The sequence below is a fragment of the Xanthobacter agilis genome, from assembly GCF_021730435.1.
GTDB classification, from domain to species: Bacteria; Pseudomonadota; Alphaproteobacteria; order Rhizobiales; family Xanthobacteraceae; genus Xanthobacter; species Xanthobacter agilis.
In genome coordinates this window covers 1-20,885 of the sequence record NZ_JABWGX010000016.1, presented here as the reverse complement: position 1 = coordinate 20,885, position 20,885 = coordinate 1, and the positions used below count along the sequence as shown (strand labels likewise).

At 64.8% G+C, this 20,885-nt stretch carries 19 protein-coding genes and 1 pseudogene; 4 read left to right on the top strand and 16 right to left on the bottom strand.

Annotation, left to right across the window (positions count from 1 at the left end):
- Window positions 1-87 precede the first annotated feature (87 nt).
- Entirely contained in the window at window positions 88-432 is a 345-nt protein-coding gene (locus tag HUW53_RS12790; protein WP_237346155.1) for a hypothetical protein, read from the bottom strand.
- Window positions 433-797: 365 nt separating this feature from the next.
- Here HUW53_RS12790 and HUW53_RS12785 point away from each other — a divergent pair, with 365 nt between their 5' ends.
- From HUW53_RS12785 to dctA, 3 genes are all read left to right on the top strand, one after another.
- Entirely contained in the window at window positions 798-1,175 is a 378-nt protein-coding gene (locus tag HUW53_RS12785; RefSeq protein ID WP_237346154.1) for a DUF2946 family protein, read from the top strand.
- Window positions 1,176-1,356: 181 nt separating this feature from the next.
- Window positions 1,357-3,579: a TonB-dependent receptor gene (locus HUW53_RS12780; protein ID WP_237346153.1), complete on the top strand. Its 2,223-nt coding sequence runs from the start codon at window positions 1,357-1,359 to the stop codon at window positions 3,577-3,579.
- Window positions 3,580-3,712: 133 nt separating this feature from the next.
- Entirely contained in the window at window positions 3,713-4,984 is a 1,272-nt protein-coding gene (gene dctA / locus HUW53_RS12775; RefSeq protein WP_237346152.1) for a C4-dicarboxylate transporter DctA, read from the top strand.
- Between the two features lie 79 nt (window positions 4,985-5,063).
- Here the strand turns inward: dctA and HUW53_RS12770 are convergent, their stop codons facing one another.
- Window positions 5,064-6,428 carry an MFS transporter gene (locus HUW53_RS12770; RefSeq protein WP_237346151.1) on the bottom strand — a complete coding sequence of 455 codons (1,365 nt, stop codon included), beginning with the start codon at window positions 6,426-6,428 and terminating at the stop codon, window positions 5,064-5,066.
- A gap of 397 nt (window positions 6,429-6,825) precedes the next feature.
- Between HUW53_RS12770 and HUW53_RS12765 the strand changes: the two genes are divergently transcribed.
- Window positions 6,826-7,881, top strand: coding sequence for an aldo/keto reductase (locus tag HUW53_RS12765; RefSeq protein ID WP_237346150.1), 1,056 nt, complete (start codon window positions 6,826-6,828; stop codon window positions 7,879-7,881).
- 179 nt (window positions 7,882-8,060) lie between these two features.
- Here HUW53_RS12765 and HUW53_RS12760 read toward each other — a convergent pair whose 3' ends face one another.
- From HUW53_RS12760 to nifH, 14 genes and pseudogenes are all read right to left on the bottom strand, one after another.
- Entirely contained in the window at window positions 8,061-9,110 is a 1,050-nt protein-coding gene (locus HUW53_RS12760; protein WP_237346149.1) for a sulfate/molybdate ABC transporter ATP-binding protein, read from the bottom strand.
- Window positions 9,111-9,279: 169 nt separating this feature from the next.
- Window positions 9,280-10,134: a sulfate ABC transporter permease subunit CysT gene (cysT, locus tag HUW53_RS12755; protein ID WP_237346148.1), complete on the bottom strand. Its 855-nt coding sequence runs from the start codon at window positions 10,132-10,134 to the stop codon at window positions 9,280-9,282.
- A gap of 147 nt (window positions 10,135-10,281) precedes the next feature.
- Window positions 10,282-11,283, bottom strand: coding sequence for a sulfate ABC transporter substrate-binding protein (locus HUW53_RS12750; RefSeq protein WP_237346226.1), 1,002 nt, complete (start codon window positions 11,281-11,283; stop codon window positions 10,282-10,284).
- Window positions 11,284-11,429: 146 nt separating this feature from the next.
- Window positions 11,430-11,777 carry a hypothetical protein gene (locus HUW53_RS12745; RefSeq protein WP_237346147.1) on the bottom strand — a complete coding sequence of 116 codons (348 nt, stop codon included), beginning with the start codon at window positions 11,775-11,777 and terminating at the stop codon, window positions 11,430-11,432.
- 156 nt (window positions 11,778-11,933) lie between these two features.
- Window positions 11,934-12,659 (bottom strand): nitrogen fixation protein NifQ, encoded by a 726-nt coding sequence (locus HUW53_RS12740; RefSeq protein ID WP_237346146.1) that lies wholly within the window; start codon window positions 12,657-12,659, stop codon window positions 11,934-11,936.
- On the bottom strand, window positions 12,602-12,895 hold the full coding sequence (fdxB, locus tag HUW53_RS12735; RefSeq protein WP_237346145.1) for a ferredoxin III, nif-specific: 294 nt from the start codon (window positions 12,893-12,895) through the stop codon (window positions 12,602-12,604). The genes HUW53_RS12740 and fdxB overlap by 58 nt, the downstream gene beginning before the upstream one ends.
- A gap of 64 nt (window positions 12,896-12,959) precedes the next feature.
- Entirely contained in the window at window positions 12,960-13,160 is a 201-nt protein-coding gene (locus HUW53_RS12730) for a CCE_0567 family metalloprotein (RefSeq protein ID WP_237346144.1), read from the bottom strand.
- Between the two features lie 7 nt (window positions 13,161-13,167).
- The gene (locus HUW53_RS12725; RefSeq protein WP_237346143.1) at window positions 13,168-13,641 is read right to left on the bottom strand and encodes a NifX-associated nitrogen fixation protein; all 474 of its coding nucleotides are present in this window, start codon (window positions 13,639-13,641) and stop codon (window positions 13,168-13,170) included.
- 10 nt (window positions 13,642-13,651) lie between these two features.
- Complete coding sequence (nifX, locus tag HUW53_RS12720; RefSeq protein WP_237346142.1) at window positions 13,652-14,047, bottom strand: nitrogen fixation protein NifX; 396 nt, start codon at window positions 14,045-14,047, stop codon at window positions 13,652-13,654.
- Window positions 14,048-14,071: 24 nt separating this feature from the next.
- Window positions 14,072-15,469: a nitrogenase iron-molybdenum cofactor biosynthesis protein NifN gene (nifN, locus tag HUW53_RS12715; protein ID WP_237346141.1), complete on the bottom strand. Its 1,398-nt coding sequence runs from the start codon at window positions 15,467-15,469 to the stop codon at window positions 14,072-14,074.
- Between the two features lie 10 nt (window positions 15,470-15,479).
- Window positions 15,480-17,387 (bottom strand): nitrogenase iron-molybdenum cofactor biosynthesis protein NifE, encoded by a 1,908-nt coding sequence (nifE, locus tag HUW53_RS12710; RefSeq protein ID WP_237346140.1) that lies wholly within the window; start codon window positions 17,385-17,387, stop codon window positions 15,480-15,482.
- 147 nt (window positions 17,388-17,534) lie between these two features.
- Entirely contained in the window at window positions 17,535-19,094 is a 1,560-nt protein-coding gene (gene nifK, locus HUW53_RS12705) for a nitrogenase molybdenum-iron protein subunit beta (RefSeq protein WP_237346139.1), read from the bottom strand.
- Window positions 19,095-19,206: 112 nt separating this feature from the next.
- Window positions 19,207-20,712, bottom strand: coding sequence for a nitrogenase molybdenum-iron protein alpha chain (nifD, locus tag HUW53_RS12700; RefSeq protein WP_237346138.1), 1,506 nt, complete (start codon window positions 20,710-20,712; stop codon window positions 19,207-19,209).
- A gap of 75 nt (window positions 20,713-20,787) precedes the next feature.
- Window positions 20,788-20,885 (bottom strand): annotated as a pseudogene (gene nifH, locus HUW53_RS12695) (nitrogenase reductase); the annotation flags it as partial.

Below are 20,885 nucleotides of genomic sequence, written 5' to 3'. Positions count from 1 at the left end.
GCGCGGCATGACCGTGAGCGCCACGCGGGCGGCGGCTCTGCCACCGGCTTGAGGCATCGACGGTTCGGGAAATAAAAGGTGAAGGCTTCAGATGGCGCCAACGGCGGCCGGCGGGGCCCGCGCGCGGTGCGCCATCCGCCGCCATCCGGAGAAAGCGGCGGCCCCGCCGGAGACCCGGCGCGACGCGCGAACCAAGGCCCGCGCGGGGGCGGCGAACACCCCTGCGGGCGGCGCCGGCGCCATCACATTGAGGATACAGCATCCAAACTGGCAGCACGCGGGCACATCGCCGGACGCCGGCGCATCACCGCGACCCGCTCCGACGCTGGAGCGACAGAGCAGCGAACTGAAGACGCCGTCCCCGTCCGGCCCCGCCGCGCGCGCGACCGCGCCGCCGGCAAGGACGAGCTGGACCACCAGCGCATAGGCCACCGCAAGGGCGATCCAGCCCCGCCCCGCGATGATCCTGAATGCCGAACCGGTGGCCACCGCGACACCCCCTTCGTTCCAGATCGCGCCGCGATCCTGCCTCCGCTTCGCACGGACGTCATGCCATCCGCAAGACGCATCCGACGCGCCAAGGTCGCCCGTGAGCCCCCGATCGTCCCGCGCCGCAAGCGGCGGACGCCCCCTATGAGCGGGAGCAGAGCGAGCCACGCGACTGCCGTCAAGCCACCGCGTGAAGGCCGGACGCCGCGTCGCAGCCGGCCCGCCCCGATGGGGGCGCGGCAAGGCGCCGGTCCGAAGGCCGTTTCTTTTCGTTAACTCCTGTGTTAGCCAGCCAAGGGGAGCGGGATATGCGCGGGCGGCATTCACGATTGAAGGCGTTGCAGCACACGGTGGCTTGGGCCGCCGCGTACGCGCTCGTGCTTCAGGTGATGCTGATGACCGCGCTCGGCGCCAGCCTCGTGGGCGGCGCATCGTCCCTGTCCATGCCCCTGTGCGTTAACGGCGCAACCTCCGGCAACGACGACGACGGTCCACAAAAGGCCGCCGCGCACTGTCCCCTGTGCCTCTCGCGGGTGGATGCGGTGGTGCTGCCACCGCCGGTCGAAACACCCCACATGGACCGCATCGCCATCGAGCTGCGGTACCGGGTGATCCTGCGGGACGGCCTGCGGGTCGCCGAACATCGCCGACCCAGCCAGCCCCGCGCGCCTCCAGCTTTTGCCTGATCCTTGCCCCGCCACCGGCGTGGGCTCGTCAATTCCCTTTTCCTGATCCTGACGGGCGCGCCTCGGCCGCCACGCGCGGAACCGGGTGACGTCTGCGCGGAGCTTGGCTCCCGGCCGACGCCCCGGTGCGCATGGTCGTCGCGCACGCCGCCCGCAATGGCAAAAGTCTGGTGGAAACCCCATGAGATCCCTCCCCTCGGCGCGCGCACTGCGCCTGTCCACGGCCCTCCTGTGTCCCTCGCTCGCGGTGCTCGGCCCGCTGCTCGCGCCGCCGGCGGCCGCGCAGACCGCGCCGGCCTCGATCCTGCCCACGGTGGTGGTGCGTCCTCCGGCGACCGACGCCGGCGGCCAGACCGGAGGCGAAGGCACCGCCCTCACCCCCGACACCGCCACCATCTCCGGCGCCGAGGCCGCCGCCGCGACCCTCTTCACCAGCGATTCGGGAGCTCTCATCGGCGGCATTCCCGGCGGCGCGGCCTGGGGCGCGGGCGGCGTCTCCAGCCTGCCGGCGGTGAACGGCATGGGCGCCGACCGGGTGCAGGTGGCCATCAACGGCATGATCTTCAGCCCCGCCTGTCCGAACGAGATGAACCCGCCCATGTCGTTCGTGAACCCGGCGATGATCTCGACCACGAAGGTCTATTATGGCACCGCGCCGGTGAGCGTCGGCGGCGACTATACGGGCGCCAAAGTCGATGTCACCGTCGCCCCCGCCCGTTTCACGCCCGGGAATCAGCTCCAGGTGTCGGGCAGCGTCTCGGGCTTCTACCGCTCCAACGGCAATGCCTACGGCGTGGACGCCAACGCCACCGTCTCCAACGCCGACACCAGCGTGACCTATACCGGCGGCTGGGCACGGGCCAGCGACTACACGTCCGGCAATGGCACCACCATCAAGTCCACCATGTACGAGACGCAGAACCATGCGCTCTCGATCTCGAAAAAGCTGGCGGACAACATCTTCACCCTACAGGTGGGCGGGCAGTTCATCCCCTCCGAGGGCTTCGTCAACCAATACATGGACATGGTGGAGAACAAGAGCATCTTCGTGAACGGCCGTTACGAGGGGATGTTCGACTGGGGCAAGCTGGAAGCCACCACCTTCTTCAACCGCGTCCGCCACACCATGGGCTTCATCGCGCCCGACAAGGACGGCGACATGCCGATGGACACCCGCTCCACCGACCTCGGCTATACGGTGAAGGCGACCGTGGGCCTCAGCCCCGACACGCTGATGCGGATCGGCAACGAGGTGTTCTATAACAATCTCGACGATTGGTGGCCGCCGGTGGACGGCTCCATGATGATGGGCCCGGACACCTTCGAGAACATCAACAACGGCCAGCGCCTGCGGGTCGGCACCTATGCCGAGTGGGAGAAGGAGCTGACCGACAAATGGACCACGGTCATCGGCCTGCGCAACGACATCGTGTGGATGAACACCGGTGACGTGCAGGGCTACAATGAGATGATGTACGGCCTCGACGCCGCATTGTTCAACGCCCAGAGCCACGCCCGAACCGACATCAATTTCGACGGCACCGTCAGCCTGCGCTACGAGCCGGACGCCGCCAGCCTTTACGAGCTGGGCCTCGCCCGCAAGACCCGCTCGCCCAACCTCTACGAGCGCTATGCGTGGTCCACCAGCGCCATGGCCATGAAGATGATCGGCTGGTACGGCGACGGCAACGGCTATGTGGGCAATCTGGACCTGGAGCCGGAAGCTGCCCACACGGCCTCCTTCACCGCCACCTGGCACGATCCGGCGCAGCAGGTGTGGCAGCTTAAGGTTTCGCCCTATTACAGCTATGTGGTGAACTATATCGACGCCGACCGCTGCACCCTCGCCGGCTGCCTGAGCAATCTGCCCAGCAACCTCATCACCACCGACAACTTCGTCTACCTGCAATTCGCCAACCACGATGCGTGGCTTTACGGCGTCAATATCGACGGCAAGCTGGCCCTGTGGAACAGCGACACCTATGGCCAGGGCACCTTCCGCGGCAGCCTGAACTTCGTGCAGGGCCAGCGCACCGACGGCGTGAACCTCTACCACATGATGCCGGTCAACAGCACGCTGGCGGTGGACAACACCCTCGGCAACTGGACCACCAGCCTGGAATTGCAGCTCGTGGGCTCCAAGGTGCTGGTGAACCAGGTGCGCAACGAGTTGGAAACCAGCTCCTATGCGCTCCTCAACTTCCGGACCGCCTATGAATGGCAGATGGTGCGGGTGGATTTCGGCATCGAGAACATCTTCGACACCGAATACGACCTGCCGCTGGGCGGCGCGAACCTCGTGAACTACCAGGTACCCTCCATGATGGGCAGCTCCACCGCCTGGGGCTATCCGGTGGCGGGCATGGGCCGCTCCATCAACACGCGGGTCACGGTGAAGTTCTGACCCCTCGTCACGGGCCCGCCCCGCGCGGGTCCGTGCTCCCGGCCGGTGAACGCGCGACAACGTCCCCACTCCGGCGGCGACACGCTATACAAGGCACCGGCGCGCGCATCGACGCCGCGCGACGGGGGGAGCCATGCGGCGGCCATTCTACAAAGTCCTTTACATCCAGGTGCTGTTTGCGGTGGCGGTCGGGGTCGTGCTGGGCGTCGCCTTCCCCCATCTCGGCGAGGCCATGAAGCCGCTCGGTGACGGCTTCATCAAGCTGGTGAAGATGATCATCGCCCCGGTGGTGTTCTGCACCGTGGTGGTGGGCATCTCCTCCATGGGGAACGTGAAGCGGGTCGGCCTGGTGGGCGGCAAGGCGCTGCTCTATTTCGAGGTGGTCTCGACCTTTGCGCTGGTCATCGGCCTCATCGTCGGCCGCACGCTCCGGCCCGGCGACGGCTTCAACATCGACCCCGCGACCCTCGACGCCAAGGCGGTGAGCGGCTTCGCCACCCAGGCCGCCCATTCCTCGGTGAGCGAATTCTTCCTGCGCATCATCCCGGAAACCCTGGTCAGCGCACTGACCAGCGGCGAGATCCTGCAGGTGCTGCTGGTGTCGGTGCTGGCGGGATTCGCCCTCAATGCGATGGGACCCCAGGGCGAGGGCATCCTGAAGGCGGTGCAGCAGGTGGAGCGGCTGGTGTTCGGCATCGTCGCCCTCGTCATGCGCGCGGCGCCCATCGGGGCGTTCGGCGCGATGGCCTTTACGGTGGGCGCGTACGGCCTGAAATCCATCGGCAACCTGGTGGAGCTGATCCTCACCTTCTACCTCACCGCCTTCCTGTTCGTCGGCGTGGTGCTGGGCCTCATCGCCAAGGTCATCGGCTTCAACATCTTCAAGCTGCTGCGCTACATCCGCGAAGAGCTTTTGATCGTGCTCGGCACCTCGAGCTCGGAGAGCGCCCTGCCGGCGCTGATGCGCAAGCTGGAGGCCGCCGGCGCGCCGAAATCCATCGTCGGCCTCGTGGTGCCCACCGGATATTCCTTCAACCTGGACGGCACCAACATCTACATGACGCTCGCCACCTTGTTCATCGCCCAGGCCACGAACACGCCGATCACCCTGGAACATGAATTGCTCATCCTCGGCGTCGCCATGCTGACCTCCAAGGGGGCGGGCGCGGTGGCGGGCGGCGGCTTCATCACCCTGGCGGCGACGCTCCAGGTGGTGCCGGGCATTCCGCTCGCCGGCATCGCGCTGCTGCTCGGCATCGACCGCTTCATGGCCGAGTGCCGCTCGCTCACCAATTTCATCGGCAACGCCGTGGCCACTCTGGTCATCGCCCGCTGGGAAGGCCAGCTCGACCTGCCGAAGCTGCGGGCCGCGCTCGACGGCAAGGCCCCCGATCCGGACGCCTGACACCGAGGGGCTCCAGGTCCCCAAGCAAAACGGGCGGCCCTTCGGCCGCCCGGAACCACCCGAAGCTGAGATCCCCGCCTCAGGCGTGGATGTCGATGTCCCGCGTCTCCTTGCCGAGCAGCAGGGCAATCAGGGTCAGCACCGCCATCGCGGTGAGGTAGATGCCCACCCAGAACGGGCTGCCGCCGCCATAGCTCCACAGCGCCACCGCGATGAACGGCGCCACCGCCGCACCGAGGATGGACGACACATTGTAGGAAATGCCCGAGCCCGTATAGCGCACATTGGCCGGGAACAGTTCCGGCAGCAGCGCGCCCATGGGGCCGAAGGTGAGCCCCATCAGCGAGAAGCCGAGCACCAGCCAGGCCATCACCCCCACGAAGCCGGCGGCGAGCATGGGCACCCACACGAGGCCGAACACGGCGATGGCCAGCGTGATCCAGATCAGCGTGCGGCGGCGCCCCCAGCGGTCGGCCCAGGGGCCGGACACCAGGGTGAAGATGCCGAAGAACACCACGCCCGCGATCATCATCAGCACGAAGGTGCGGTAGTCGTAGCCCAGGCCCGGCAGCGCGGCGGTGGTGGTGGCGCGGCCGTAGCTCAGGGAGAAGGTGGTCATCAGATAGAACAGCACATAAGTGGCGAGCATGTAGAAGGTGCCGAGGATCAGCTCGCGCCAATAGGTCTTGCAGGCCGCCACCAGCGGCACCTTCTCGATGCGGCCGTCCTTCACGGTATTGGCGAAGGCCGGGCTCTCCACCAGGTTGAGCCGCACCCACAGGCCCACGATCACCATCACCGCCGAGAACAGGAACGGAATGCGCCAGCCCCAGTTCAGGAAGGCGTCGGAGGGACGCGAGGGATCGGACGAGGGCATCACCGCCGCGATCACCAGGAACAGGCCGTTGGCGATGATGAAGCCGATCGGCGCGCCGAGCTGCGGGAAGGTACCGTAAAGGGCGCGCTTGCCCTCCGGCGCGTTCTCGGTGGCGACCAGCGCCGCGCCGCTCCACTCGCCCCCCAGCGCGAAACCCTGGGCGAGGCGCAGGATCACCAGCAAGGCGGGGGCAAACCAGCCCACCAGGGGGAAGGTGGGCAAGGCGCCGATGAGGAAGGTGGCGATGCCCATGGTGAGCAGCGCCCCCACCAGCGTGATCTTGCGGCCCCGCTTGTCGCCCAGATGGCCGAAGAACACCGCGCCCAGAGGCCGCGCCACCATGGCCGCGCCGAACACCGCGAACGAGGCGAGCAGCGCCACGGTGTCATTGCCGGCCGGAAAGAACAGGTGCGGGAACACCAGCACCGCCGCCGTGGCGTAGACGTAGAAATCGTAAAACTCGATGGTGGTGCCCACAAGACTCGCGAGAATCACGCGATAGCGCGGATTGACGAGGGCGGGCGCGGTCTCGTCCGCGAGGGGAGCTGTCGTTGCTGTCGATGACATATCTTCGTGTTCCAAAACGCGGCCTGCCACGTCCGGAGGGCTCAGGCACCGCCGGGCGTCGTCCGTGACAGAGAGGGTTCGGCAATTTTCGGTCGCGCGGAGATGGCCACGGAGGCACTCACGCGGTGGATAGCCGTCTCGCCTGATAGATTATTGCGCCCCCCTTGGCTAGCGGCTCTGGCGTGTCGCACGGCGGCCCTGCACCCGACGCATAACACCGCCGCGCCTCCATGCATCGCCGCACGCCGGACGCTGGGTCATCGGCGAATGGCATTGAAAGACCCCCGCCGACCCATGCTAGGCTGTAGGGATGGCGCCTCCCGGCACCGGCCATCGGCGCAACGCGCCGTGTGCTCCGCGCCAGCCCCCGACCCGATCCCTGCTCAGCGGAGCCCCCATGCTCGAGTATCGCCCCCTTGGAGACAGCGGCCTTGCCGTGTCGTCCATCTGCCTCGGCACCATGACGTTCGGACAGCAGAACACGGAAGCCGAGGGCCATGCCCAGCTCGACCTCGCCCTCGACCACGGCATCAATTTCATCGACACCGCCGAGATCTATTCCATCCCGCCCCGGCCCGAAACCCAGGGTTCCACGGAGCGCATCATCGGCACATGGCTCAAGGCGCGCGGCAGCCGCGACAAGGTGATTCTCGCCACCAAGGTCGCCGGCCGCTCGACCCAGAACTGGCTGCGCGCCGATGGCGCGAACCCGCGCCTTGACGCCCGCAACATCCAAGAGGCCATTGAGGGTTCCCTGCGCCGGCTCCAGACCGATTATGTGGACCTCTACCAGCTCCATTGGCCGGACCGGGCGGTGCCCTTGTTCGGCAATCCCGCGTCCGTGCCGGCGCGCGGCAGCAATGAGAGCCCGGAGGTTCCCATCGAGGACACCCTCGGCGCCCTCGCCGATCTCGTGACCGCGGGCAAGGTGCGCCACATCGGCCTGTCCAACGAGACCGCCTGGGGCCTTCAGCGCTTCCTCGCCGCCGCCGGCAAGGGCATCGGCCCGCGCGTGGTGTCGGTGCAGAATGCCTACAACCTTCTCAACCGCACCTATGAAGAGGCGCTCGCGGAGTTCGCCGCCCGCGACGGGGTGGGCCTGCTGGCCTATTCCCCTCTGGCGCAGGGCTATCTCACCGGCAAATATCTCGGCGGCGCCCGACCCGCCGGCGCCCGTTCCACCCTGTTCAACCGTGGCCAGCGCTATGAAAAGCCGGGCACGGACGCGGCCATCACGGCCTATCTGGCGCTCGCCGCCGAGGTGGGCCTGTCCCCGGTGGCTCTGGCGCAAGCCTGGGTCACCAGCCGGCCATTCGTGACCTCCAACATCATCGGCGCCACCTCCATCGCCCAGCTTCAGGAGACGCTGGCGACCCTCAGCGTGACCCTGACGCCAGAGATCGAGGCCAAGGTGAACGCCATCTTCCAGCTCCATGGCAACCCGGCGCCCTGAGCCCGAACGCAAAAAGGCCGCCCGGCACCTGGACCGACACCTGGGCGGCCTTCAACGTCCCGACCGGCGCCACTCATACCATCGGCCCCGGTCTTTGACCGGCGCCAAGTGGGTTCGCTCAGGCGCCGCGCGGGCTTGACCAAAGCCCCGTGAGTCAAGCTCACAGGCCGCCTTTGGTATCACGCCGTTGCCGCGAACACCCGGTAACGGTGCGGCAGCAACCCCACGCGGGCGCCGACCGAAATGTCGCGATCGAGCGGCACGGAGGCTTCCACCACCATCATCCCCTGATCCGACGCGATCTCCACATCGGCCCGGCGATTGGGTCCGAACACGCGCAGCGCCAGCACTTTCCCGGCGAACGGTGCGTTTTCCGGCGGCGCCAATTCCACCTCATGGGGACGCGCCAGGATCTGCGCCGGGCCGTCCCCGACGCCCTGGGCATCGAGCCCGAGGGGCTGACCCTTCAGGAACAGCGATCCACCGCGCGCCTCGCCGGGCAGGCGCACGGTCTCGCCGATGAAATCATGGACAAAGGCGGTGGCCGGGTTCTGGTAGACATCCACCGGCGCGCCCACCTGCTCGATCTTGCCACGGCCCATCACCACGATCCGGTCGGAGACTTCCAGCGCCTCCTCCTGGTCGTGGGTGACGAGTACCGAGGTGACGGGCATCTCCTCGTGCAGATGGCGCAGCCAGCGGCGCAGCTCCTTGCGCACCTTGGCATCGAGCGCGCCGAACGGCTCGTCCAGCAGCAGCACCTTTGGCGAGATGGCCAGCGCCCGCGCCAGCGCCACCCGTTGGCGCTGGCCGCCGGAGAGCTGGGCCGGATAGCGGTCCGACAGCCAATCGATCTGCACCAGGGACAACAGCTCGTTCACCCGCGCGCGGATGGAGGCTTCCGGCAGCTTGGCCGGCCCCCGCCGCACCCGCAGCCCGAAGGCGACGTTCTCAAACACCGTCAGGTGCCGAAACAGGGCGTAATGCTGGAACACGAAGCCCACGTTGCGCTCGCGCACCGAGCGCGAGAGCGCATCCTCGCCGTCGAACCGCACTTCCCCCTGATCGGGCCAATCAAGGCCGGCGATGATGCGCAGCAGCGTCGTCTTGCCAGAGCCCGATGGCCCGAGCAAGGCCACCAGCTCGCCGCTGTTGATCTGCAGGGAGACATTGTCGAGGGCGGTAAAGGTCTTGAACTGCTTGGTGACGCCGACGATGTCGATGCTCATGGACGGGTTCCTGCAAGACGGCCTGCGACGCGCGCCACGCCGCGCGCTGCGCCAGGGCATACGCGGACGGCAACGGCCTGATGAGTGTTGTAGCGGATTTCAAGGCGCGCGGGCACCGCGCCCGAGCGGCGCAGCCGGGCCGGCGCTAAGGCGGCCGCTCGGACCGCGCTCACCCCGCCCTCCCGCGCCGCTCGCTCCAACGCTGCAAGCCGTTGATGATGGCCAGAAGCGCGAACGAGGCCAGCAGCATCACCACCGCGATGGCGGTCGCATCCGCATAGCGGAACTCCTCCAGGCGAATGACGATCAGCAGCGGCGCGATCTCCGACACCCCCGGCAGATTGCCGGCGATGAAGATCACCGAGCCGTATTCGCCCACGCCACGGGCAAAGGCGAGCGCGAACCCGGTGACGAGCGACGGCCCGATGGACGGCAGCACCACCCGCCACAGGGTTTGCCAGCGCGAGGCGCCGAGGCTCGCCGAGGCTTCCTCCAGCTCCTGGTTCAGATCGGCGAGCACCGGCTGCACCGTGCGCACCACAAATGGAAGGCCGATGAACACCAGCGCCACCATGATGCCGAGTGGCGTGAAAGCCACTTGGATGCCGAGCGGCGCCAGCAACGACCCCACCCAGCCGTTCTCGGCATAGATCGCCGTCAAGGCGATGCCGGCCACCGCGGTGGGCAGCGCGAACGGGATGTCGACGATGGCGTCCACCACTCGGCGGAAGGGAAACTCATAGCGCACCAGCACCCACACCACGATCAGCCCCAGCACCGCGTTCACTGCCGCGGCCGCCAGCGACAGGCCGAACGACACCTGCAGGGCATGAACGGTCCGCTCGGCGGTCACGATCGCGAGGAAACGGGAGAAAGTGAGCTCGGAGGTCTTTGCGAACAGGCCGACCATCGGCAGCAGCACGATGAGGCTCAGCCAGGTCAGGGTCAGGCCAAGAGTGAGCCCAAAGCCCGGAAGAACGCTTTTCGGACGCCGGCGAGCAAGGGGAAGCGCAAGGTTCGACATGACTAGCTTTTCACTGCTGGCGAAAAAAGAACAGGTCGCGGGGCATCCATAGCACCCCGCGGCCTTGGACCCACCCGCGCCCTTCGTCACCCCCCTCGGAGGCCGGAGGCCGTTCGCGCGTGGCCTCCGCGATCCCGGCGAAGATTGTTACCGCCCGGTAATCTGATCGAACACCCCACCGTCAGAGAAGTGGGTCTTCTGCGCCTTCTGCCAGCCGCCGAACACCTCGTCCACCGTGAACAACTCCACCGGCGCGAACTTGTCCTTGTATTTGGCCGCCACCTCGGGATTGCGCGGGCGGTAGTAGTTGCGGGCGGCGATATCCTGCCCCACCGGGGTGTAGAGGAATTTCAGATAGTCCTCGGCCACCTGCCGGGTGCCCTTCTTGTCCACCACCTTATCCACGACGGCCACCGGCGGCTCCGCCAGGATGGAGACGGACGGCGTCACGATATCGAACTTGTCGGGACCGAGCTCGTTCACCGAGAGATAGGCTTCGTTCTCCCAGGCGATGAGTACGTCGCCGATACCGCGCTCCACGAAAGTGACCGTCGCGCCGCGCGCGCCCGTGTCGAGCACCGGCGCGTTCTTGTAGAGCGCCTGCACGAAATCCTTGGCTTTCGCCTCGTCGCCACCAAACTTCTTGAGGGCATAGCCCCAGGCGCCGAGATAGTTCCAGCGCGCGCCACCGGAGGTCTTCGGATTGGGTGTCACCACCTTGATGCCGGGCTTGACGAGATCGTCCCAGTCCTTGATGCCCTTGGGATTGCCCTTGCGCACCAGGAACACGATGGTGGAGGTGTAGGGCGCCGAATTATCCGGCAAACGCTTTTGCCAGTCCGCGGCAAGAAGCCCGCGCTCGGCGATGGCATCGATGTCATAGGCCAGGGCGAGGGTCACCACGTCCGCTTCCAGCCCATCGATGACCGACCGCGCCTGCTTACCGGACCCGCCGTGTGACTGGCGAATGGTGAGGCTGTCGCCGGCATGACTCTTCAGCCACTCGGTGGTGAACGCCTTGTTCACATCCGCATAGAGCTCACGGGTGGGATCATAGGAGACGTTCAGCAGCGTGGTCTCAGCAGCGAGCGCCGGCGTCGCCGTCGCAACCGCCAGAACCAGCGCAGCAAGGCGCGCGCGGAAAGACATCGGACGAGCGAGCATCATACCTCCAGAAATCCAGCGCGCACAGGTCATGACACCCGGCGCGGCTTGGCGAATGGCGCAACTCGACGATTACACCGCAGCTAAGGTCGGTCAACCTATTTTCTATCAAACCGATGATTATTGTTTTATCAATGGCGCACGCGTGCGTTTGAACCTGCGGGGCAGAATGCGCCGGTGCGGGGCACCAACCACGCGCAGTGACACCGCCCCATTGCACCGGGCACATAGCGGCGGGCGCAGGCGGGCAGACCCACCGGTGAGCCGATTTCAGGAAAATGGCAGTTCCCCGCGCCGCCGCGCAGGCGCAGCCTGAGCCGGTTCATCTTGAGCTTGATGCTGGGGACCGCAAGGATAGCTGCGGTCCGGTGCAGGGATTGGAGGTCACCGATGCGAAAGGCCATCCCCGCGAAACGCCGGCTGCTCCCCAGCACGACCGACGTGTGGACAGCGGCGGCCGGCACCGCGCTCTCGTCCACGACAAGCAAACCACGCCAAAGAGATCAGCCCGTGATGGGGTCCGTGCGCCGTGCGTAAAACGCCCGCGCCAAACCGCCCGACCATTGGATTATGGCGGTTCCTCGCGCCGCGACGCCCCGATCCTGAACAGGCCCGAACCTGGGCTGCAAAGGCCTCTATTCCGCGGCTGCGGGGAGCTCCGTCTCATTCTCGTTCGCCGCCGGAGCGCGTCCGTTGCGCATCCAGGCCAGCCGGGATTCACCATCTTCCGCACCGAAGCAGACGTGAAAGTCATCGCATTCCGCGCACACCGGCGCGGTGCACAAGGTGAAGCCCTCCGATCCGCACACCATGCGGTAGAGAAACTTCTTCCACTTCATGTCGTTACGGTTTTTCTGGGCCAGCGGCGCGAAATGGCGCTTCATCAGCGATGACAACTCGGTGCGATTGCGCAAGCCGAGATCCTGCCACAGATGATGCGGGAACTTGCAGCGCCGCGCAATCATGGCGCCAAGCGTACGCTCCAGTGCGTCCCCTTGCGAGCAATACATGCCCAGAATGTCGCGAACCGACTGTTCTTCCTTATCGATCACCGGACGCGAGGCATCGCACCACGCCGTCGCATGCGCCGCCGCCGGAAACCAGAAGAAGAGCACACTCTCCAGTTCATCCGCCGAGAGCCCGATGCCCTCGAGCGGCCCCTGCCCGGACGCCGCCCCCTCGGCCACCGCGAGCGAGAGAATGGCGGCGATGACGTGCCGGTCGAAAGCGTCGCAATCGACGGGACCCGGCGTCGAGATGAGCTGGTCGTAGACCTCTTCTGCCGTCATCGCCGCACCTCCGATCAGGCCGCCTTTTCCATCCCGTGGATCTGGCAGTTGGCAGGGCAAACACGCGCGCAAGCACCGCAGCCGATGCAGGCACCCATGTCGTTCATCACCATGACCTTCTTCTCGACCTCATCATCCTCATCATCATCGAGGCTGACCACTTCGCCATCCTCATTGATACCCTTCAGCGTCATCACATCCCGGCCGCAGACCTTGAAGCAGCGCCCGCAACCGATACATTTTCCGGCATCGATATCGAGCAGGTAGTCTGGCTGCCAAGCTCGACCATCTCGGGTTTCGTTAGACATAGGGAAACGACCTTTCGAGGTTCGGGCGGCGCGTCACCGGCCGCCGGCATCATGCGGCCCGCCGTCACGCCGCTTCGAGGGCCTTCAGTTCGGCGCGCTTTTTTTCCAGCTCCGAAAAGGCCTCATGCGCCTTCTTCGCCACCGCCGGGATCTGCTCCCAATTGATGGGCAGCTCCTCGGAAAGGTCATGAAGATCCATCTTGGCCTGGGTCGCCTTGGCCGACAGCTTCTTGAGTTCCGCCTTCAGGGCATCGATGTCGCTCATGATCGCCTCAGTAGTTGGCCACTTCGGGGAACTTCTGGATCATCTCGACGCCCGAGGCGACATACTTTGAACCCTCTTCCGCCAGCTTACCGAGATTATCGAAGCCAAAGCGATGGACGTCGCGGAGCTGCTTGTTCACCACGATCAGGCGACCGCCGATGAGCACCATGCGGCCAAAGCCCTCGTGACTCATCTTCAGCATCGGCGAGATCATCACCCGCGTTTCCCGCTCGATGAGTAGGCACACCGCATTGAAGAACAGCTCCATGCGCCAGATGGTTTCCGGGTCCGGATCGCCGATGATCGGCAGGGCGCGGCGCGCTTCCTTGTCGAGGATATAAGGCTCGATCAGATCGAGGTCCTTCTTGCTTTCCCACGCCCCGTGGGTGTCCTGCGCGCGCCAGACCTTGATGAGCTCCTTGACGAAAAGAGTCTCTTCGGCGGGGACCGCCTCGACGGTGTCTGCAATTGCTTCGGCCATGGGTGCGTCCTCAGTCCTCGAAATCGAAGTTGCGTTCTTTGCCCTTGTTCAGCACCTTACGGAGCCAGGGCGGCGGGTTGCCCTTCAACACTTCAGACAGCTTGTCGATCAGATCCTCGATCTCTTCCGGCTGGCTCACCTTCATCGGATGGATGTTGTTCGCCACCACCCGTGCCGCGCCGGAGCCGCCGATGGCGGCAACGTACAGAATCGCACAATCCTTGATGGCCTCGATCTTCGGGGCCAGCTTGTCCTCGTTGCCATCTTCCTTGAGGTCGCCGTCGAACTCGATGGACTCGATGAAATGGTGATCGTCCGGGTTCACCTCATAGATGGCGATGTGCTTGGCCCACCCGAAATGCGCGTCGACGCGCTTCATATCCTGCGTAGCAAATGCGACTTTCATGATGCTTTCGCCTCTATGTTCTTCTTAATGGTGGGTCGCTGCAGAAGTCGTGCCAGTTTCGTGGCCATGACCCTCGGCGCCGGGGCGCCAAGTGTCGGGGGTGGGCTCGTGGTTGTCCTCGTGATCCTTGATGACAAGGTTGGCGAGGGTGAAAATGAGGTCGCGGGTGCCGCGATAGCCGACCGAGAGCTGGTGCCCCGCCCCCAGCCGATCGAACATGGGCATGCCGATGCGATGGAACGGAATGCCGAGCCGCTCGGCACCCTGCCGCCCGTGTGAATGGGTCAGGAACAGATCACAGCCGCGCGCCTTGGCCAGGGTCTCCAGATCTTCCAGATCGCCGATCAGAACCTCTTCAGTCGGCAGGCGCTCGAACACCGGCGACTGGGTGGTGGTCACCGCCGCGACGATGTGCGTCCCCATCTCGTGCAGCATGGAGCCGACATCAAATAGAAGATCCGGCTCCGCGCCGATGGCGAGCTTGCGGCCACCCAGATGGAAGTGCGCATCCAGCATCGCGTCCACCAGCTGCCCGCGCTGGCGCCGATACTTGCGGGGCACCGGCCGTCCGGACACCTCGCTCAGGAACATGATGAAGTCGTCGTTGGGCGCGAGGCCGCACAGGCGCTCGAACACGCGGGCCTTGGAGCCGGTCTTCTTCTCCATGGCCTCGGCCGCACGACGCATCTGCGCGCCGATGCCGATGGTCCATGCCGCCTCGCCCATGGTCGCGACTTCATCGACACCAATGCCGCCGATGGTCGTCGGGGTGAAATCGTCGGGAATGTGTCCATCGAGCGAGCCGGCCAGATCCGGCAGAAACGACGGCACGAGGCCGAAGTCCTCGATGATCGTCCGCAACTCGTCGAGGTCTCCGGGCGTCATGTGACAGCCGGGAAGCACATTGATGCGGGCCGGGTCCTTGGCAGCGCCCGGTTCCGGCGTCTTCACCAGCGCCTCAACCATCTTGGCGACCGTCTTCTCCCAGCCGTCCTGGAACGCATCCTTGAAGTCGGGCGTCGACACATAGACCAGAGGGAAATCCGCCAATTGTGGATATTTGGCGCGGATCAGCTTGATATAGCCGTCCACGTCGTCGCCCTTGGTCTCGGTGACGCCGGTCGAGCAGATGCCGATGATCTCGGGCTTGGTGCGATTAAAGATGTTCAAAATCGCCTGCTCGACGTTTTCGAGCCCGCCGAGCACCGTTGCCACCTCGCTCATGGCGGTGGTCTGGAGCGGAATGGCTTCCTTGAAGTGGCGCACGAACAGCACGAGGCCGAACGACGTGCAGCCTTGCGAGCCGTGCAGCAGCGGCATGCAGCCCCTCAGCCCCATGAAGGCGAGCGCGCCGCCAATCGGCTGGCTCATCTTCAAGGGATTGACCGCGCAGGCCTTCTTGGTCGGAACGAGCTTTGCCATGTCGCGCCTCTCACTCCGCCGCCACCAGCGCGTCCGGGGCCGAGCCGCCGTTCACGCTGGACAGGATGTCATCCACGCGTTCGGCGCAATTGCCGCAGCCGCCGGACGCCTTGGTGTGGGTCTTCACCTCCGCCACCGAGGTGAGCCCCTGGGCGCGGATCGCGTCCTCGATGGTGCCCACGTCCACACTCATGCAATTGCACACCTTCTTGGCCCGGCGCGCGGCTTCCGCCGCCACCGGATCGACGATGGCATCCACCGCGCCGGCCGGCATGGCCGCCACCGCCTCGAAGATGTCCTCGATACGCACGGCGCACGCGCCGCAGCCGCCCGACGCATGGGTGTGCTCGCGCACGCCGTCCACCGTGGTCAGGCCGTGCGCGGCGATGGCATCCTCGATGGTGCCGAGATCGACACTCTTGCAATTGCAGATCTTCTTGGCGCGCCGCGCCTTCTCCGCCGCGACCGGATCGGCGGCGAGGGCGGCGGCTTCCGCCTCCATGTCGGCGATCGCCTTGGCCTGCCACGACTTGGCGGGATCCTCCCAGGGCGCCGGCTTGCGGACTTGCTCCCAGATCGGGTTGTAGAGCGCCTTGTCGATCTCCTCCACCAGCTTCACCATGCCCACATAGCCCATATAGGCGTGGTGGCGTTCCTGGTTGATGTCGAGCCACGGCATGTTGGCCTTGAGCGCGATGAACTGCGAGCGGCCGCCCGAAAGCATGATGTCGGCCTTCGCGTCCTTCAACATCTTGTACATTTCGCGGGGCGTCATGTCGTCGATCATGTGGGCGTCCTGCCCCATGAGTTCCTTGATGCGCTCCTTGTCTTCCTTGGTCGACTTCTTGACCGAGGTGCCGACCAGTTCAAGTCCCGCCTCCTGCAGCGCCGCCACCACCGACCAGGACTTCACACCGCCCGTGATGAGCAGCACCTTCTTACCCTTGAAGCGGGGCTTGAACTTGGCGATTGCGTCCCAGGCCTTCTTCTCCTCGCGGGCGATGATGGCCTCGGTGCGATCCATCAGCTCCGGATCGGCGCCCTTCTCGATGAGCATGCGCGCGATTTCACGCAAAGAGTCGCTAGAGTCCTCGATGCCGTAGAAGGAGCCCTCGAAGAAGGGGATGTCGTAACGCTCCTCCATCTTGCGGGCCACATTGATCATGGCCTTGGAGCACACCATCATCGCCGCCTTGGCGCGGTGCGAAGAGGCCACGTCCTTATACTTTCCGTCGCCGGAGATGCAGGCCAGGATGCGGATGCCAAGCTCGTCCAGCAGCGGCTTCACCTGCCACAGCTCGCCGGAGAGATTGTATTCGCCGATGATGTTGATGTCGTACGGCGTCGTGTATTCCGGCTCCTCAGTTCCGATGACATGCTCGAGAATGGCCTCGCCCGCCAGCTTGTTGCCGAGGTTCTTCGGCCCCACGAAGCCCGGCGAGTTGATCGGGATCACCGGCTTGCCGAACTTTTCCTTCGCTGCCTTGCAGACCGCGTCGATGTCGTCGCCGATCATGGCGGGGACGCAGGTCTGATAGACGAAAATGGCCGGCGGATCGTATTTTTCGATGATCTCCTTGATGGACTTGAACAGGCGCTTCTCGCCGCCGAACACCACGTCGGTCTCGTTGATGTCGGTCGTGAAGCCGGTGCGCCAGATGTTCGAGCCGGACGACTTGGCGCCGCGGTTGTCCCAGGAATTGCCCTCGCAGGCGATCGGGCCATGCACGAGGTGGGCGACATCGGTGAAGGGCTGAAGGGCGATCTTCGCGCCGTCGAACGCGCATCCGCCGGCGGCACCGCCGGGTTGCAGCTGTTTGGTGCAGCCCTTCTTCTTTTCCGCCTCGGATTTGTTTTGGTTTTTCGCGCACCCCGGTTCGTTGAAGACGGCCTGAATCGTGTTGGACAGCGAGCTCATGGATCTCTCCTTCAACAAAGGGGCTGTGTCAGATCGGGGGAAATTTCCTTAAATTCTCCCTGTCGGGTCGATCCGGGCGGGGCCCCGAAGCGGCTCGCGGTCACGACTTTGAACCCGGGCGGGGAGAGCCCGCCCGGGTCGAGAACATCAACGAATGATGTCGAACGAATAGTCGGTCTTGGCCGGAACGATGGTGTTCAGGTCGATGGTGTCGAAGATCTTGTCCAGGATGGTGATGAGCACATTCATGCCACCCTGATAGCCCCACACCGGACGACGGTGATGGTGGTGACGGTCGAAGATCGGGAAGCCGATACGGATCAACGGGGTGCCCGTGTCGCGCTCCAGATACTTGCCGTAGGTGTTGCCGATCAGGAAGTCCACCGGCTCGGTAAAGAGCAGCGAACGCATGTGCCACAGGTCCTTGCCGGGATACACCTTGCAGTTCGCGCCGAAGGGCGAGGACGCGAAGAGCGCCTGCATCTTTTCTTCCCAGCGCTTGTTGCCGTTGGTGGCCAGCACGGTGGTGGGCTCGGCGCCGAGCTCCAGCAGGAAGGCGGCCAGGCCATAGCACAGGTCCGGATCGCCATAGATGGCGAACTTCTTGCCGTGGATATGAGCGGACGAATCGGCGATGGCGTCGACGAGACGGCCGCGCTCGCGGGCGAGTTCCTCGGGGATCTCCTTGCCGGTGATGCGGGAGACTTCCATCAGGAACTTGTCGGTGGCGGAAACGCCGACCGGGTGGTTGAACGCCAACACCTCATGGCCGTGGTTGGCGATGAAGGGCAGCGTCTTCTCCGTGCAGTATTCCTGCATGGAAATGGTGGCCTTGGCGTGGATGGCGTTGGCCGCCTCTTCCAGCGTGGTGCCGCCGTCATACATGCGGAACTCGCCGTCGGTCGGGGTGTCCCACACGTCCGAATTGTCACCGACGATGGTGTACTCGACGCCCATCAGGTTGAAGATGCGCTTGATCTCGCGCAGGTTGCCGACGGTGTAGCCGTCGAAACCGCCGAGGAAGTTGATCTTCTCGTTGGGCACGCGCTCCAGCTTCTCGGTGGTACCGGCCTTGCCGTCCCAGAAGTGCTCGAGAACCCCCTTCATGGCATTGTCGTAGCCGGTGATGTGGCTGCCGACGAAGGCCGGGGTGTGGGCGAAGGGAACGTCGTATTCGGCCGGAACCGAACCCTTTTCCTTCGCGGTCTTGATGAACGCGTTCAAGTCGTCGCCGATGACTTCCGCCATGCAGGTGGTGGAGACGGCGATCATCTTCGGCTTGTACATGTTGTAGGTGTTGGCGAGACCGTCAATCATATTGTTGAGGCCGCCGAACACCGCCGCGTCTTCCGTCATGGACGACGACACGCAGGAGGTGGGCTCCTTGAAGTGGCGCGAGAAGTGCGAGCGATAATACGCCACGCAGCCCTGCGAGCCATGCACGAACGGGATCGTGCTCTCGAAGCCGACCGCCACGAACACCGCGCCGAGCGGCTGGCAGGCCTTGGCCGGGTTCACGGTCAGGGCTTCGCGAGCGAAGTTCTTTTCCTGGTACTCAGGAGTCTTGGCCCACTCGCGGATCCGCTCCACTTCGGCGGGATCGCGGGGGTTCTCGAACAGCCGCTTCTTGTTGGCCAGCATCTGCTGGTATTCGGGACCACGGAAAAGCTCGAAGTGATCGAGCACGTTATCTGCATTTTGTGGCATAGCGAACCCCTTATGGTGGGTCTTGAACTCGACATGCCCGCCCCGGTGCCCCTCCCGCGTGCGGGAGGGGTGATAAGGCAAGCTTTGGCTAGCTGTGGCTACCCGCGCGCGATCACTCGGCGGCCAGCAGGGTCGGCTTGGCCGGAGACTTCTTCCACGGGGTGTTGGTCATCTTCCACACGGGAGAATTGATGGCCATGTCCATGTCACGGGCGAAGATGGCGAAGCCGTCATAGCCGTGATACGGACCCGAGTAGTCCCAGGAGTGCATCTGGCGGAAGGGCACGCCCATCTTCTGGAAGACGTACTTTTCCTTGATGCCAGAGCCGACCAGGTCGGGCTGGATCTTCTCGACGAACTTCTCGAACTCGTATCCGGTCACGTCGTCATAGATGATCGTGCCATCCTTGACGTAGTGCTGGGCGGTGCGCTGATAGTCGTCGTTATGGGCGAACTCGTAACCGGTACCCACCACTTCCATGCCCAGGTCTTCGTAGGCGCCGATGACGTGACGGGGACGCAGGCCGCCCACGTACAGCATCACGGTCTTGCCTTCGAGGCGCGGACGGTACTTGGCGATCACCGCGTCCATCAGCGGCTGGTACTTCGCGATGACCTTCTCAGCGCCTTCCTTGATCTTGTCGTCGAAGTAGCTGGCGATCTTGCGCAGCGACTCGGCAATCTTGGACGGGCCGAAGAAGTTGTATTCGCACCACGGAATACCGAACTTTTCTTCCATGTGCCGCGAGATGTAGTTCATCGAGCGGTAGCAGTGGAGAACGTTCAGCTTCGCCATCGGGGTGTTCTCGAGCTCGGCCAGCGAGCCGTCGCCCGACCACTGCGCGATCACGCGCAGGCCCATCTCCTCCAGGAGGATACGCGACGACCAGGCGTCACCACCGATGTTGTAGTCGCCGATGATGGCGACGTCGTAGGGGGTAGACTCGAAGGGCGCGACCCGGTTCGGATCCTGCTTGTCGAAGATCCAGTCACGGATGGCGTCGTTGGCGATGTGATGGCCCAGGGACTGGGACACGCCACGGAAGCCCTCGCACCGCACGGGAACGATGGTCTTGCCGTCATATTCCTTCGACTTGACCTTCGACACCGCCTCGATGTCGTCGCCGATCAGGCCGATCGGGCACTCGGACTGAACCGTGATGCCGTTGTTGAGGGGGAACAGCTCCTGGATTTCGTCCATGATCTTGGCGAGCTTCTTGTCGCCGCCGAAGACGATGTCCTTTTCCTGGAAGTCGGACGTGAACTGCATCGTCACGAAGGTGTCGATACCGGTCGTGCCGATGTAGTAGTTGCGGCGGGCGGCCCAGGAATACTGGCCGCAGCCGACCGGGCCGTGGGAGATGTGGATCATGTCCTTGATGGGACCCCACACCACGCCCTTCGAACCGGCGTAGGCGCAGCCACGGATGGTCATCACGCCCGGAATGGACTTGATGTTGGACTTCACGCCGCAGTCGGACTTACCGGACTCATGAACGTTCAGATGCTTCGCGCGGCGCTTCGCGGTCTTATCGGGATAGACCTTGAGGACTTCCGCGATGAGTTCTTTATTGCGCGCCTTGATTTCAGCAACGCTCTGCTTTTCGGCCAAGCTCATCTTGAAATCTCGCTCTCGTTGGGGTTGCCGTCGAGCCGGCCGGCTCTCGTCGCGAGCCGGCCGGAATTTTCATGCTCAGGCGGTGAGCTCTGAGGCGGTCTTGCCGACCTGGCTCTCGTCCACGGCCTTCAGGATGCCGTGCTCCATGAGCATGTCTTCGAGCTCGTCCATGG

Excerpts from the sequence above, each read along its gene's own strand:
- HUW53_RS12785 (WP_237346154.1), top strand. The coding sequence starts at position 798 with ATGCGCGGGCGGCATTCACGATTGAAGGCGTTGCAGCACACGGTGGCT.
- HUW53_RS12780 (WP_237346153.1), top strand. The coding sequence starts at position 1,357 with ATGAGATCCCTCCCCTCGGCGCGCGCACTGCGCCTGTCCACGGCCCTC.
- dctA (WP_237346152.1), top strand. The coding sequence starts at position 3,713 with ATGCGGCGGCCATTCTACAAAGTCCTTTACATCCAGGTGCTGTTTGCG.
- HUW53_RS12770 (WP_237346151.1), bottom strand. The coding sequence starts at position 6,428 with ATGTCATCGACAGCAACGACAGCTCCCCTCGCGGACGAGACCGCGCCC.
- HUW53_RS12765 (WP_237346150.1), top strand. The coding sequence starts at position 6,826 with ATGCTCGAGTATCGCCCCCTTGGAGACAGCGGCCTTGCCGTGTCGTCC.
- HUW53_RS12760 (WP_237346149.1), bottom strand. The coding sequence starts at position 9,110 with ATGAGCATCGACATCGTCGGCGTCACCAAGCAGTTCAAGACCTTTACC.
- cysT (WP_237346148.1), bottom strand. The coding sequence starts at position 10,134 with ATGTCGAACCTTGCGCTTCCCCTTGCTCGCCGGCGTCCGAAAAGCGTT.
- HUW53_RS12750 (WP_237346226.1), bottom strand. The coding sequence starts at position 11,283 with ATGTCTTTCCGCGCGCGCCTTGCTGCGCTGGTTCTGGCGGTTGCGACG.
- fdxB (WP_237346145.1), bottom strand. The coding sequence starts at position 12,895 with ATGTCTAACGAAACCCGAGATGGTCGAGCTTGGCAGCCAGACTACCTG.
- HUW53_RS12730 (WP_237346144.1), bottom strand. The coding sequence starts at position 13,160 with ATGAGCGACATCGATGCCCTGAAGGCGGAACTCAAGAAGCTGTCGGCC.
- HUW53_RS12725 (WP_237346143.1), bottom strand. The coding sequence starts at position 13,641 with ATGGCCGAAGCAATTGCAGACACCGTCGAGGCGGTCCCCGCCGAAGAG.
- nifX (WP_237346142.1), bottom strand. The coding sequence starts at position 14,047 with ATGAAAGTCGCATTTGCTACGCAGGATATGAAGCGCGTCGACGCGCAT.
- nifN (WP_237346141.1), bottom strand. The coding sequence starts at position 15,469 with ATGGCAAAGCTCGTTCCGACCAAGAAGGCCTGCGCGGTCAATCCCTTG.
- nifE (WP_237346140.1), bottom strand. The coding sequence starts at position 17,387 with ATGAGCTCGCTGTCCAACACGATTCAGGCCGTCTTCAACGAACCGGGG.
- nifK (WP_237346139.1), bottom strand. The coding sequence starts at position 19,094 with ATGCCACAAAATGCAGATAACGTGCTCGATCACTTCGAGCTTTTCCGT.
- nifD (WP_237346138.1), bottom strand. The coding sequence starts at position 20,712 with ATGAGCTTGGCCGAAAAGCAGAGCGTTGCTGAAATCAAGGCGCGCAAT.